Source organism: Haloparvum sedimenti (genome assembly GCF_001462205.1).
In the GTDB taxonomy this organism is placed as follows: domain Archaea; phylum Halobacteriota; class Halobacteria; order Halobacteriales; family Haloferacaceae; genus Haloparvum; species Haloparvum sedimenti.
This window is the reverse complement of sequence record NZ_LKIR01000132.1, coordinates 1-12,870: the sequence shown is the minus strand read 5'-3', so window position 1 is coordinate 12,870 and position 12,870 is coordinate 1. Positions and strand designations below refer to the sequence as shown.

Below are 12,870 nucleotides of genomic sequence, written 5' to 3'. Positions count from 1 at the left end.
TCAGTCGCCGTCCGCTACTCCTCGGTCGCGTCCGCCTTCCGCTCTTTCACCGATTTGATGAACGAGTCCGCCGAGACGCGCTTCTCGCCGATGGCCGCGCCGATGAGGCCGCCGACCGCGCCGCCGCTGCTCGCGAAGTTTTTGTTGATCAGTCCGCCGACGAACGCGCCGACCGCGGCGCCGATGGCTGCGTGCCGAGCACGTCCGAGTGCGAGTTCCAACTTGGATCCCATATGTCGTTTATCGGGCGACAGGATGATAAATCCATCCCTCGGCAGGACCGCGAATGCCGTTTCAGATCACGTCGTCCGGGTCGTGGACCTCGCGCATTCGCCGCGCTTCGGCCGCGTACTGCTCCTGCAGGCCGGGGTCGTCGACCGCTCCGAGGTCCGTCTCGTCCACCTCCACGGCCGCGGTCGTGTCGCGCACGTCGGAGAAGGAGGTGAGCGCGCGCTCCTTCCGGTAGTAGCGGTCGCCCTCCGGCGTGGCGTAGGTGAGGATGATGAGGTTCTGCTCGTCGTCGGAGTAGGTCCGCTCGACCAACCAGACGCGGACGCCGTCGTCGGCCATGACGGGCCCTCGGCGGGTTGACGGAAATGGCTGCCGGACGGGGCCGCGGTCGCCGTGGCTGGCGGAGCGGTGCGGCTTTGCGACCCCGGAGGACAGAACTGCTGCGTGCCTTCTGTCGATTCGTTCTGAACCCGGACCGATCTCTCTCGGCGGCTTTGCGTCGGTTACCCTCCGAAACACCCCGGACGTCGAGTTCTCCGTCCGGCAGAGCGTCCGCCTCGAGGCGGGTCTCAGGTTCGGCCGCTCGGGCGCTCGACGCTCTCCGCGGCCTCGATCTCGGCCGTTTTCTCGACCTCCGCGAACAGCGCTCGGTACGCGTCGGAGTCGAAGAGGCCGTTCCGGTCGAACAGCTCGCGGGCGGCGTCGGTGAGTCGGAAGAACCGGTACGGTTGTCCCCGTTCGAGCCCCTCGCGGTCCCGCTCGACGGCCTCGATCAGACCCGCCTCCTCCAGCCGAGCGAGGTGGTCCGTGAGCGTCGACGCCGCGACGCTCGGGTTGTAGTACTCCAGTTCCTTCTTCGAGGGCGCGCCTTTCGGGTGACCGACGATCGTTCCGATGACGTTCGCACGGGTCGTGTCGTCGAGGGCGGCCAGCGCCCTGATCGGGTCGAGCCCGACCGTGCTCTCGCCCGGCGCGAGCGGGGCGGCGTCGGGACGGGACATCACGAGTCGCCGTTGACGTTCCGGTCGGTTAACCATTTCGGTGAAAACCGAATCAATACCTCCCGTGGCTGCACGTTCCACTTTCGCTCCCGTTTGCGTACCGTTAGGTGACGGTGGCGAGTGGGTGAACGCATGGGCGACGACGCGACGCGTGCGGTCGTCAACGAGTTGGGCGACCAGCCCGGCGAGCGGCTCACGCCCGAACGGGTCGAGGCGATCCAGACGGCGATGCACGAGGACCTCGGCCGGTTCGTCGACGCCACGTCCTACCTCGTGCTCGGCTCCTACGGGGAGGCGGAGCGGCCGCGACTGGAGGCCGTTCGCGACCGGCTCGCGAGCGACGCCGCGGCCTCGACCGCCGGCGGCGAGGTCGACGCGTTCCTGATGGACGAGATCCTGGACGTCTCGGAGTTCTTCACGTCGAAGTTCAAGCTGCTGGTCAGCTACGCGGACCACGTCGTTGGAGTCTACGAGCACTCCCGCGGCGGACACGCGTGGGAAGCTGGTTACCTCGACCAGCCCATCTATCGCGACCGGACGCGGGTGTTCTACCGGACCTACCCGACCGAGGCGGAGCAGCGCGACGCGTACGACGCGATGTTCGCGCACTACCTCCGCTCGATGGAGCGCGTCGACCGCGCGGAGACGTGGGAGACGCCCGCGGAGCTCGGTGAGCGCGTCGCCGACGCCTACGCGCCCGACTGACGGCCCGGAGAACGACGCTTCGCGCCACCTGGATCGCTCCCGCCCGCTTGCGATCGGAACGAGCGTCCGCGGTGACTTCGGTGAACGCCTGGGGGTGCCATCATCACTGCCACCAAAAATTCTGTATCGCGCTATATCATTTATGCGGTTTGTGGCGTTCACGGTCGGCTCGTTGCTTATCTACGTTGTCTCCACAGGACAAAGCAACAAGCAGAACAATTATTTATCTGGTACGTGACGCAGCACCCGTGAATTCGGTCGACTCAGATCGCGGCGACCGCGGCGCGCGGGCGCTTCCCCGGGGTGATCGCGGTGGCTGACGCCTACGCGTGGAGCCGGAAATCGCTCGAGGAGCTGGTGGCGTTCTACGAGCGGGAGATCGGGGACGCGATGGTCAGCGAGGGGATGGACCCGACCGCGGACCGGCCCACCTACGAGTGGCTCGCCGACCGCGGCTACTCGGGCATCGCGTACGCGCTCCGCGAGCAGCACGGGCTCACGCTCTCGGAGTTCCTCACCGACTGCGTCGGCGTCGACCCACCGGAGTCGGACGGCTACGACTGGAGGATCGGAGACGCGGAGACCGTCGACCGACTCGAGCAGTACCTCGACTCGCGGTCGCGGCGGCACAACCTCGCGGACGCGACGATCCGGTCGCGACGGTCGCGGCTCGCGCGCTACGCCCGCGAGTACGAGCGCCTCCACGGGGACGCGCGGCTGGTCGAGCGCGCCGGATCGATCGAGAACCAGCCCGCCGAGATCGACCGCGCCATCGCGGTCTTCGACGAGCTCTCCCGCGAGTTGGAGAGCGCCGACTCGAAGTTCGCGCACCTCACAGACGCGAACGACTGGTACCTCTGGCTCCAGAACCGGATGCTCGCGGCGTTCAACCCCATGGTCAACGTCCGCAACGAGTTCTCGAAGGGGTGGCGCGCCGAACGCGCCGACGAGTCCGGGACGAAGCCGGCCCTCTCGGCGGCGCAGGTCCGGCGACTCCACCGCGCCGCGGAGTCCGACGCGGAGCGATTCATGGTCGTCGCGCTGGGCGCGTGGGGGCTCCGGCGGAGCGAGGTGGCGTCGCTGCACGCCTCGGCGATGGACCCCGACCCCGACCCGCCCCGGCTGACGTTCGCGGAGCGCAAGAACGGGCCGGGAACGGTGCAGGTGCTGTTCGGGACCGAGGCGTACGCCGACCGCGTCGCCGCGCTCGAGGACGGCGAGGGCGGCGACCGGGAGTGGAACGGCTACCTGTTCCCCTCCGGGGCGTCCGCGTCGGGTCACATCGCGCCCGGGACCGTGAACAACCGCTTCGATCGGCTCGCGGAGCGCGCGGGCGTGACGCTCGACGGCGAGCGTCCGACGCCGCACGCCTGCCGGCGATTCTGGTACAACGCATACCTCCGTGCGTCGCGGGCGGCGCTCGAACAGGCGTCCGTCGTCGGCGCCGAGCAGGGGAGTTCCTCGGCGGAGGTCGTCCTGGAGAACTACATCGACGACGAGCAGGCGCTGGCGATGCGCCGCGAGCACATGCGCGCGACGCTCGCGGAGGCGTTCGACGCGGACGACGACGGGGGGTAGCCACGGCGTCCGGATCCGAGCGACGCTCCGGACCGGACGGCGGTCGCCTCACCCCCCGTCGAGGAGTTCGCGCGCGTCCGCGACCGTCTCGAGGTGGGTTCCGGGCGGGCAGGCGTCGAGCAGCTCCGTGAGCGCGTCGAGCGAGAGGGGTCGGAACTCCAGCACGTCGCTGCTGACGTTCACCCGCCGGGCGTCGTAGTTCACGAACGGGTAGGCGTCCGTGTCGTTGTTGTGGATGTGGCCGTGGATGACCCAGCCGTCCCAGTCGTCCGGCACGTCCGCGGGCCGGTGCGTGCAGTGGAACCGGTAGTCGCCCTGTTCCAGCGTGCACGACTCCAACACCGGGAACGGCGCCGCCTCGGCGTCGAGCCCGATGTCGTGGTTCCCGCGGACGAGCAGGTCGCCGCCCAGCCGCTGGAAGTAGTCGATCGTCTCCGCGCCGTCCCGCATGTCCATCGCCACGTCGCCGAGGTGGACGAGGAGCGCGTCGTCCTCGACCGTCTCGTAGTGCCGGTTCAACAGCTCGCCGTCCATCTGGCCGACGCTGCTGAACGGGCGGTCGCAGTACTCGATGATGTTCGCGTGACCGAAGTGGTGGTCGGAGATGACGTATCGGGTCATAAATGGGTCATCGGCCGTCGAGCAGTCTGGTGCCGGTCCCGTCGGGCAGATCGCTTCCCTCGATGCGGCTGACGACGCCGTCCACGTCGTAGTCGGTGCGGTGGAGGTCCACCGACCGGTCCTCTGGATGGAGGACGGCGTAGGCGGCGCCGGCGGTGCCGTCGCGGGGCTGCCCGACGCTGCCCGGGTTGACGATCAGGCGGTTGTCGACCGTCGCCTCGTGCTGGACGTGGGTGTGTCCGATCACGACGCCGGCGCGGTCGTCGAGGTAGCGCCTGAGGGTCGGGAACTCGCCCGGGTAGACGTACTTGTCCTGATGTTCCGGATGGTCGTGGACGAGGAGGAACTCCTCGGCGAGCGTCGCCGTCCGTGGCAGGTCCGAGAGCCACTCCCGCTGTGTCGCGGACAGCTCCGCCTTCGCCAGCTCCAGTCCCGCTTCGGCCATCCGGTTGGCCCGGTAGCGGTGCGGCGTCTCCACGTTCCTGTCGTGGTTGCCCTGCACCACGGCGTCACAGACCTCGCGGACGCGCTCGACGCACTCGGCGGGCCAGGGGTTGTACCCCACCACGTCGCCGGCACAGACCACGGTGTCCACCGGCGGCATGTCGGCCAAGACCGCCTCCAGTGCCGGAAGGTTCGCGTGAATGTCCGAGATCAGGCCGATCGGCATGGTCCTCGCTTCGTCTCTCGGACCAAAAGCCCTCGCGTCGTGTGCGAACGAGAGACACCCTCGTCCGGCACCCCTTCGCGTTCGCCGTCGGGAGAGTTCTTGATCGGTCCGCTTCACTCCTCGGTCACGGCGAGCGCGTGCGCGAGAAGGATCCCGCCGTTCGCGGCGTCGGTCGTCAGGTCGGCCGCGAGACGGTCGGCGATCCGTTCGACCGCCGGTCGCCCGAGGTACGTCTCCCCGACGATCGTCGCGATCGCGTCCGCGGCGTCGCGCCGGACGCGCACGTCGGCATCGCGCACGACCCCGAGGAGGTGTGCGACCGCCTCGTCCGCCGGGATCCGGTCGCGCTCCCCCAACGCGGCGATGAGCGCGACGCCACGTCGTCGAACCGTCGGAGAGCCGTCCGCGAACGCGCTCGTCGCAGCCGCGAGGGCGTCTCTCGTCGCTTCCGGCTCCGTCACGGACGGTGCCAGCTCCGCGAGCGCGGTCAGCCCTGCCCCGCGTCGCTCTCCATCGTCTGCGGCCGCCGCGAGCGACCGAACCACGGTCGCCGGATACGCGCCGCCATCCGCGTCGGCGAGCGCGTCGACGCCCGCGGACCTCGGGTCCGGGTCCGCGCGCCGCAGGAACGCCGCGGTCGCGGCGGAGTCGGGGAGGGGTGACTCCCCGTCGCCCGTGTCTGCCAGCGCGGACGCCATCCCGTCGGAGAACGCCTCGAGCGCCCCGTAGCCGGCCGCGGAAAGCGCCGCCCGGCGAAGCGCGGTCCCGTCGACGGCCGGCGCCCGGCCGAGTTCTCCCGACCCGGGCGCGTCCGGTCCGGTCTCAGCGGTCCGGTCCAGCGTCCCCTCCACGACGGTCGTGAAGGCCCCGATCGCCGACCGGTCCGCCGCGGCCAGCTGCGCGGCGACGCGACAGAACCAGTACGCGGCCGCCTCGTACCCCAGCATCAGCGTTCCCTCGTCGCCGCGTTCCGTCCCGTCGATCGCCGCCCGAAGCGCCTCGGCCGCGCCGGTCCGGGTCGGCGTCGGCGCGGTGGTCGAGAGGCGGTGGAGACGCCTCCCGACGGCGTGTGCGCTCCGCTCTCGCTCCGTCTCGACGAGCGTCTCGGCGAGTACGCCCGCAGCGTGTGCCGGCCTGCTGTCGTCCCGGTCGCCGCCGGCGTCGACCCCGACCGCGAGCGTCCCCCGGACGGCGGCGTCGGAGAGGCGGTCGAGAACCGCCGGTCTCACCGAGTCGGGAAGCGCCCCCGCTGCGGCCGCGCGGCCGAGCGCCGCGACGGCCCGCCGTCGGACGCCGCGCTCGGCCGCCGTCGCTTGGCCGCGTACCTCAGCGAGGAGCCGCTCCCCGGACACGGCGCCGCGTCCCAGCAGGTCGGCTGCCCCGTCGCAGGCGGGGCGTCGCTCGAGTCGGCTCCCCGCGAGCAGTGCCGAGACGCGGTCCACCAGCACGTCCTCGTCCACGGTTCCGGACCCTCCCCACCGGCAGGCGACCCGAACCGCCGCCGCGCGAACGGTCGGCTCGGCGTCGTCGACGGCTTCGACCAGCGCCGCGCCGGTATCCAAGTCGGGCGCAGTCGCCGCAAACACGCGGTCGGCGGCGCGAACGGCGGTCCGCCGCACTGCCGGGTCGTCCGCCGCGAGCCCGGCTCGGACGACGCGACGCCACGCAGTGCCGCGGTCGTCGCGGTTGTCGCGGACACTCCCCGCATCCGGTTCGGTCGCTGTCCGGGCGGCCGCCAGCCCGACCCCGACGAGCGCGGCGAGGTCCGGCTCGTCGTCGTCAGCGGGCTTGTCGCGGTCGGGCTCGTCGTCGGCGTCGAGCTCGTCGCCAGCGGCAGGGTCGTCCGCCACCCCGCCGGTTCGGTCGCTTTCGACCGCCCGCGCGCCCGGAACCGGATGAAGGTCCCACGGCGGCACCGCCTCGTGGTCGGTACGGCTGTCGTGAGGATTCGGCCCGGTGGCGGACGCGACGACGCCGGTCGCGAGCGGGAACGAGGCGCGCAGGACGGGGGCGATTTGCGGCCACCAGTCGGTCGCCGAAAGCGGCTCGAACAGCCCCGAGGTCGGCACCTCGTCGAGCTCTCGCGGCAGCCGAGTCAGCGCTCTCGTCACCGGGAGAACGAACTCGTCGCTGGCCGCGATAAGCCGAGCGTACTCGGGGATAGCGTCGGGATCCGGCTCGTCGAGAAGTGCCGGCACGAACGGGGCCGTATCGGCGGGAGAAGCCGCGGCGACCTGCGTCACGACCGCGGTCGCGGCGGTCGTCCCGTCCCGTTCGATCAGCGAGTGGAGACGTTCACGGGCGAACGCCGTCGCGCGGTCGTCAGCGCTCCCGACCGCGCCGGCGACCGCGACGGTTCCCGCCGTCCACGCCTGTACCTCAGTCGGCGTCGCCGGGTCTTCCAGGAGGTTCAGAAGGGACTCCACGCGGACGCGGTCGAGCACGTCGCCGCTCGCGAAGTTCGGCGGCGACTCGGTCCACTCGGCGACAGCGGCGAACAGCGCCCTTGCGGTCCCGGCGGTTCTCACCTGTCCCGTTCGCTCGACCAGATCGCCGGTGATCGTCGTCAGAGCTCCGGGGGCCTCGTCGGCGACCGTCGCGAGCGCACCGTCGACGCCGTCGCTTTCGTGCTCGTCGAGGGCGTCGCGAACGATGTCCTGCATTCCGCCACCGTCGTCGTCCGAAGTGGACTCGTCGCCGACTGCGTTCTCCGCGTCCGCCGCCTCCTCGTCCGGGCGTCGACGGCAGACGAGCGAGAGGGCCGCCTCGACGACCATCGGCGCCCCGTCGGACAGCCCCGCCAGCGCCGGGAGGCTCGCGTCGAGGTCGCCCGGCCCCTCGGTCGCGTGCGCGGCGACCGAGCGGGCGATCCGCGAACTGAGACCGGGATTCCCGTCCGCGACCGCAACCAGGCCCTCCAGGGCGCGCTCGCGTACGTCCCTGTCTCCGTCCGCGAGGAACGCTTCGAGCGTCCTCGCGAGGGGCGCGGGGTCGTCGGATTCGCGTTCCGCGGCTGCGACGGCGATCTCGACCGCCCGCAGTCGGACGGTCCAGTCGTCGTGAGCGCGGCAGGCGTCCGCGAGAGGCGCGACCCAGTCGGTCCCGAGCACGTCGAACGCGTGCGCGACCGCGTCCGGCGCATCGTCGGTCGAGCGCTCCGACGCGTATCCCGCGTCGTAGAACCGCTCGACGACCAGTAGCTCGGCGATCCGTCGGTCCTCGGCGCCCGCGTTCCCCGCATCTCGGGAGGCACCGAGGGCGGCACAGAGTCCCCGGCGCGCCGCGCGCCGCACGTCGGGATCGGCGTCCGCGAGGAGCGCGCGCAACCGGTCGACTGCGGCATCGTCGACCCGGCCGGTCCGCTCGACGACCGTCACCGTCGCTCGTGCGGCGTTGGTCCGGGTGAGCCAGTCGTCCGCGTTCGTGACCGCGTCGAGTCGCCGGTGATGGTCGGCCACCGCCTCCGGCGTGGCGCGAGCGAGGCACTCCGTCGCACCGGCGGCCGCGGACCGCACTTCGGGATGCCCGTCGCGAAGCCGACGGGTGACCGGGTCGACCAGCGCGTCGGTCCCGGTGGCGAGCGCTCTCCCGAGCGGCTCCCCGTGGTAGCGAGGGACGCCGCCAAGCCTGCCGAGGGCGCGCACGGCCGCTTCTCGAACGCGCGGTGCGTCGTGGTCGAGACACGCCCGGATGCGGTCGACCGCCGGCACGTGGTCCGGGAGGGAAGCGCCGACGTGACCGAGTTCGTCGAGGGCCGTCGCGACGAGTTGCGGGTCCGTCTCGTCGAGCGCCCAGACCCGCCCCGCGACGAACGGTCGGAGCACGGCCGGCTCCGCCGTCGCCGTCGCGACGAGCGCCCACATCGACTCGCTCGCGACCGAGCTCTCGGCGGACGCGTCACAGTCGGCGACGAGCGCCGGGATCGCGGCCTTCGAGGCACCGGGCGCCCGCCCGCCGACGGCGCCGATGACGGACACCGCGAGGGCACGGCCGGCAGTGTTTCGAAATCCGTCGCTCCCGTCGTCGTTCGGTCGGACGTGTCGCGTCTCGACCCGGAGTCGGTCGACGTTCGCCAGCCGGCGCCCGAGCGCGAGGACGACCGGCTCCATCGACGCAGGCGCCGCACGGCCGGCCGCCCACACCCCGCGAAGCTCCGTCGACGAGACGCCTCGTCCGGTTCGCAGCCGCTCCGCGACCGCGTTCGCGACCGCGTCCCCGCACGTCGGGTCGCACTCGGCCGCCGTCGCGAGAAGCTCGATCGCCTCCTCGCGGACCACCCGGACCGGCGACGACACGTACTCGTGGGCGGCGGCCACAGCGTCGTTCGGGTCGATCCGCCCCGCCGCGAGATCGTCTCGAAGCCGCTGAAGGGTGGCAAACGCCACGGGTCACCCGCCCCCGTGAGCGAAGAACGACCGGGCGAGCCGGCGGAGCGTCCGGCCGAGGTCGTCGGGCGACGCGTGGACCAGCCGGTCGAAGAACGCGGGGTCGCCGTCCCGCTCCCCGGAGAGGTAGACGCCGTACACCGGGAACGAACACCGCTCGAGGGCGTCGGCGTACGCGTCCTCGTCGTCCGGCCGTCCGTCGGTCACCACGACCACGAACGGGACCGCCCCCGCGCCGTACGCGATCCGATGACGGGCGAGCGTCAGGAGCGCCGCGAGCGGCGTGCCGCCGTCGGCGCGACCGGTCAGCAGGCGGTCGACGTGGTCGCCGGGATCGCCCCCGAACGGCAGTTCCAGACACGGCTTCCCGCGCCAGACGGAGAGCACCGAGATGTCCACGCCGACGTCGTACAGCGCCGCGGCGAGCTGTGCGACCGCGTTCTCCGCGGTCCGCATCGGCCCCTCCCCCCTCGCTCGCTCCCGGCCCGGTTCCCCCCGCATCGACCCCGACCGGTCGAGCAGCAAGAGGCAGGAGTAGTCCTTCTGCCGGCCGGGGAGCCGCTTCGAGAACACGCGCGACTGCCCTCGGTAGGCGTCGACGAGCCGCCCCGAATCGAGTCGACCGACCCGGTGGCCCGAATCGGTCCGCGGGCGACGCTCGCGTCGGAGCTGCGTGCGCAGGTCCGCTGCGAGCCCGCGCCCCTCGGCCGTCGCGGCCGCCCAGCGCTCACGGTCGCCGCCGTCCGCCGCCGGGTCGACGACGACCACCTCGTCGACCGACGCGTCCGGGTCGCGGACCACCGACAGCAGCCGCTCCGCCTCCCGCCGCAGGGGGGATCCCGACCGCCGGGCCCCCCGGCCGGACGTCGCGGACCGCCGGCGCACCAGCCGCTCTATCGCGCCGGTCGTCACCTCGCCGGGGACGGGCCCCGAAGTGGCACCGCTCCCGCCGGCTTCGGAACCGGTCTCGCCCGTTCTCGCGACGCGACGCGCGGCGGTCTCCCCGTCCGGCAGGCGGTCCGCGTTGCGGGCGGGCCACCGCGCCGCTGCTCGTGCGTCCCGCGGGCGCACGGCTGCGGTCTGGATCCGGGTCCGCTGGAGCGGGGGAAACGAGGCGAGGGCGTCACGCACCTCGCGGAAGCACTCGTCGGCCCTGTCGACTCGGCGGGTGGCGTTCGGCTCCGAGAGCATGTCCGCGCAGTAATCGTCGAGAACCGGGGCGAGCGTCGCCAACACGTCGTCGCGCCCGTTACGGACGACGCGCGAGGGGTCGTCCGGGTCCCGGAGCGCGGCGTATCGCCCGCTGTCACCGAACCCGCGGTCGAGCAGCCCGACGGTCACCGCCTCGAAGAGGGTGTACGACCGGACCGGATCGTGCGAGTCGCTCGTCTCGCCGTCCGCGAACAGCCGCACGAACCGGGCGTGTCTGTCGTCGGCCCGAGCGGCGAGCGCCGCGTTCAGCGCCAGCAGGTCCGCGCGGACGTTGAACTCGGCCGCCATCTGCGTCTCGACGACGGCGTCCTCCGCGGCGTTGTAGACGGCCCGGAACAGCTCCCGCCAGCGCTCGTCGACCTCGTCCAGTCGGTCGCCGAAGCGCTCGAAGTCCGAATAGTGGACGTGGCCGAGCTCGTGGAACAGGAGCGCGATCTGCATCCGGCGGTCCCAGACGGGGTCCGGAAGCGCGTCGCCGACCTGTTCGTACCGCGTCGTCGGGATGCGGATCTCGTAGCTCCCCGCCGCCTCTCCCGGGCGGGCGGCAGCGACCTGCGGGTCGAGCCGGACGGACACGTCGACGCGTCGGGGCGAGCAGATCCCCGCGAGCCGTTCGAGCTCGCGGCGCCGGCGGTCGGACGTGCGCTCGGCCGTCGCGAGCGCGGCCAGGTCGGACGACGGCGTTTCGGGCGTGAGGCGCATCGCCGGATCAGAGCCGCTTGTCGACCAGCGTGCGGACGAGCGTCTCGTCGTACTCGTCGACGCGGGCGACCAGTTCGCTTCGGGCGGCGTCCCGGAGGGACATGAAGTCGTCCTCCATGAAGCGGGCGATCCGGACGACCTCCCGCGTCGTGACCGGCGTCGACAGCTCGCCGTCGACGTACGCCTCGCGGAGCCGGCCGGCGAACGAGACGAGGCGCTCGACCGCGTCCTCGCGTGACCGGTCGAGGCCGGTGCGCTGGAACACCAGATCCACCTCGACCGCGGTCGGCAGGTACTCGAGCTTGACGTGTCTGAACCGGTCCTCGAACGCCTGGTTCAGCTCGTAGGTCCCCTGATAGCCCGGGTTGGCGGTCGCGACCACGCGGAACTGCTCGTGAGGGGCGACGGTCTCGCCGGTCTGCGGGACGGTCAGCGTGCGGGTCTCGGGCGCCTCCATCACCGCGTTCAGCGCCGCGACGGTGTTCGCGTCCGCGGCGTTTATCTCGTCGAGGAGGAGCACGCCCCCCTCGCGGGCCGCCCGCGTCAGGGGCCCGTCGACCCAGCGGGTCACCGTCTCGCCGCCGTCGGCGCTCACGAGCTGGAGGTTGCCGAGGAGGTCCTCGCGGAACGTCGTCTCCGAGAGCGTCACCCGGTACAGCGGCCGGTTTGTCCGCGAGCAGACGTACTTCGCGAGGTAGCTCTTGCCGACGCCCGGCGGCCCCTTCAACAGGACGTTCATGCCCAGCGCCAGCGCCCGCGTGACCACCTCCACGTCGGTCCGACCGCCGGCCGCGTCGCGGTGGTAGTACTCGTCCGGTCCCACGTCGGGAACCCGGTCGTGGCCCACGTCGGCCAGCACCGGGAGTTCGCCGAACCGCTCGTCCGTCGGCTCGCCGACCGGCGTCGGGTCGGGACCGACCGCCGCGTCGCTCCGGGTCATCAGTTGCCGCCCGTCCGCCGCTTCCCTGCGTCCGGGACTGCCGACGCGATCACACCCATTCGGCTTCCGCTTTTCCAGTCAAATATATATACTTTCTCCACCCTCGACTCCAGCACCGTCCCGCTCCGTCCAGCACCGTCCCGCTCCGTCCAGCACCGTCCCGCTCCATACAGAACCGTCCAGCACCGTCCCGGCGCGGCCGGACAGCGGTCAGAAGTCGTGAGTCGCCGCGGAGAGGAACCACGACCCGACGAGCGCGAACGGACCGACGACCCAGAGGATGACCGCGACCGGCGGCATCACGAAGAAGACCGGAATCCCCACGAGCAGCGCGGCGACTCCGACGATCCGCGCACGCCGCCGTGGGTCGTTGCCACACGCCGGGCACGCGGTCGCGCCGTCCGGGAGGGGGTCACCGCAGTGTGCACAGGAATCGCTCATGGTCGCGGGTTCTTCCTCCCGGGGCTTCAAGGATATGCTTCCGGCCTCACGGCCAACCATTCCCCCCGATCCCACGCGCCGAGAACCGCCCCAATCACTACGGTCCACGACGAGTAACCCCCTCATAAGCATGAGCGTACGCACACGAATCGCCGCACGGCCGAGACCCGGCCCGGATCGGGTGCGGAGGCGGGCGTGAGCGCCGTCGCCTCCGCGCTCGCCCCGGTCCTCGGAAGCGTCGCGGCGGTCGTCGACCCGGCCCTCGCCAGCCGGGTGCAGTTCGCGTGGTCGATCTCCGTCCACATCGTGTTCGCGGCGCTGTCGGTCGGGCTCGCGCCCTACATCGTCTACTTCACGTACAAGGAGGTCCGCACGGGCGAGGAG

At 72.0% G+C, this 12,870-nt stretch carries 12 protein-coding genes; 3 read left to right on the top strand and 9 right to left on the bottom strand.

Translation table 11 applies throughout. The annotated features are described in order from the left end of the window. Positions 1–14: 14 nt before the first annotated feature. From AN233_RS11695 to AN233_RS11685, 3 genes are all read right to left on the bottom strand, one after another. Positions 15–233 carry a glycine zipper domain-containing protein gene (locus tag AN233_RS11695; RefSeq protein WP_058366964.1) on the bottom strand — a complete coding sequence of 73 codons (219 nt, stop codon included), beginning with the start codon at positions 231–233 and terminating at the stop codon, positions 15–17. A gap of 61 nt (positions 234–294) precedes the next feature. After that, complete coding sequence (locus AN233_RS11690) at positions 295–570, bottom strand: hypothetical protein (protein WP_058366963.1); 276 nt, start codon at positions 568–570, stop codon at positions 295–297. 230 nt (positions 571–800) lie between these two features. Then, entirely contained in the window at positions 801–1,232 is a 432-nt protein-coding gene (locus tag AN233_RS11685) for a hypothetical protein (protein ID WP_058366962.1), read from the bottom strand. 132 nt (positions 1,233–1,364) lie between these two features. Here AN233_RS11685 and AN233_RS11680 point away from each other — a divergent pair, with 132 nt between their 5' ends. Together AN233_RS11680 and AN233_RS11675 are read left to right on the top strand one after the other, a co-directional pair. Next, positions 1,365–1,937, top strand: a complete 573-nt coding sequence (locus AN233_RS11680; protein WP_058366961.1) for a hypothetical protein — start codon at positions 1,365–1,367, stop codon at positions 1,935–1,937. Between the two features lie 312 nt (positions 1,938–2,249). Continuing rightward, entirely contained in the window at positions 2,250–3,515 is a 1,266-nt protein-coding gene (locus AN233_RS11675) for a tyrosine-type recombinase/integrase (protein WP_125920026.1), read from the top strand. Between the two features lie 48 nt (positions 3,516–3,563). Here the strand turns inward: AN233_RS11675 and AN233_RS11670 are convergent, their stop codons facing one another. The 6 genes from AN233_RS11670 to AN233_RS11645 all read right to left on the bottom strand — a co-directional run bounded on the left by AN233_RS11670 (position 3,564) and on the right by AN233_RS11645 (position 12,486). Further along, positions 3,564–4,136, bottom strand: a complete 573-nt coding sequence (locus tag AN233_RS11670; RefSeq protein WP_058366959.1) for a hypothetical protein — start codon at positions 4,134–4,136, stop codon at positions 3,564–3,566. 7 nt (positions 4,137–4,143) lie between these two features. Beyond that, a complete protein-coding gene (locus tag AN233_RS11665; protein ID WP_058366958.1) occupies positions 4,144–4,806 on the bottom strand; it encodes a metallophosphoesterase family protein in 663 nt (220 codons plus the stop codon). 113 nt (positions 4,807–4,919) lie between these two features. Further along, a complete protein-coding gene (locus tag AN233_RS11660) occupies positions 4,920–9,191 on the bottom strand; it encodes a hypothetical protein (protein ID WP_058366957.1) in 4,272 nt (1,423 codons plus the stop codon). Between the two features lie 3 nt (positions 9,192–9,194). Beyond that, entirely contained in the window at positions 9,195–11,105 is a 1,911-nt protein-coding gene (locus tag AN233_RS11655) for a vWA domain-containing protein (protein WP_058366956.1), read from the bottom strand. Positions 11,106–11,112: 7 nt separating this feature from the next. After that, positions 11,113–12,045, bottom strand: coding sequence for an AAA family ATPase (locus AN233_RS11650; RefSeq protein ID WP_058366955.1), 933 nt, complete (start codon positions 12,043–12,045; stop codon positions 11,113–11,115). Positions 12,046–12,255: 210 nt separating this feature from the next. Further along, the gene (locus AN233_RS11645; RefSeq protein WP_058366954.1) at positions 12,256–12,486 is read right to left on the bottom strand and encodes a zinc ribbon domain-containing protein; all 231 of its coding nucleotides are present in this window, start codon (positions 12,484–12,486) and stop codon (positions 12,256–12,258) included. Between the two features lie 195 nt (positions 12,487–12,681). On the opposite strand from AN233_RS11645, the gene AN233_RS11640 reads away from it, so the two are divergent. Continuing rightward, on the top strand, positions 12,682–12,870 hold a 189-nt coding region (locus AN233_RS11640; protein WP_058366953.1), incomplete at its 3' end, for a cytochrome ubiquinol oxidase subunit I.

Coding starts and splice junctions, on each gene's coding strand:
- AN233_RS11665 (WP_058366958.1), bottom strand. CDS start 4,806: ATGCCGATCGGCCTGATCTCGGACATTCACGCGAACCTTCCGGCACTG.
- AN233_RS11695 (WP_058366964.1), bottom strand. CDS start 233: ATGGGATCCAAGTTGGAACTCGCACTCGGACGTGCTCGGCACGCAGCC.
- AN233_RS11680 (WP_058366961.1), top strand. CDS start 1,365: ATGGGCGACGACGCGACGCGTGCGGTCGTCAACGAGTTGGGCGACCAG.
- AN233_RS11685 (WP_058366962.1), bottom strand. CDS start 1,232: ATGTCCCGTCCCGACGCCGCCCCGCTCGCGCCGGGCGAGAGCACGGTC.
- AN233_RS11645 (WP_058366954.1), bottom strand. CDS start 12,486: ATGAGCGATTCCTGTGCACACTGCGGTGACCCCCTCCCGGACGGCGCG.
- AN233_RS11650 (WP_058366955.1), bottom strand. CDS start 12,045: ATGACCCGGAGCGACGCGGCGGTCGGTCCCGACCCGACGCCGGTCGGC.
- AN233_RS11670 (WP_058366959.1), bottom strand. CDS start 4,136: ATGACCCGATACGTCATCTCCGACCACCACTTCGGTCACGCGAACATC.
- AN233_RS11690 (WP_058366963.1), bottom strand. CDS start 570: ATGGCCGACGACGGCGTCCGCGTCTGGTTGGTCGAGCGGACCTACTCC.
- AN233_RS11655 (WP_058366956.1), bottom strand. CDS start 11,105: ATGCGCCTCACGCCCGAAACGCCGTCGTCCGACCTGGCCGCGCTCGCG.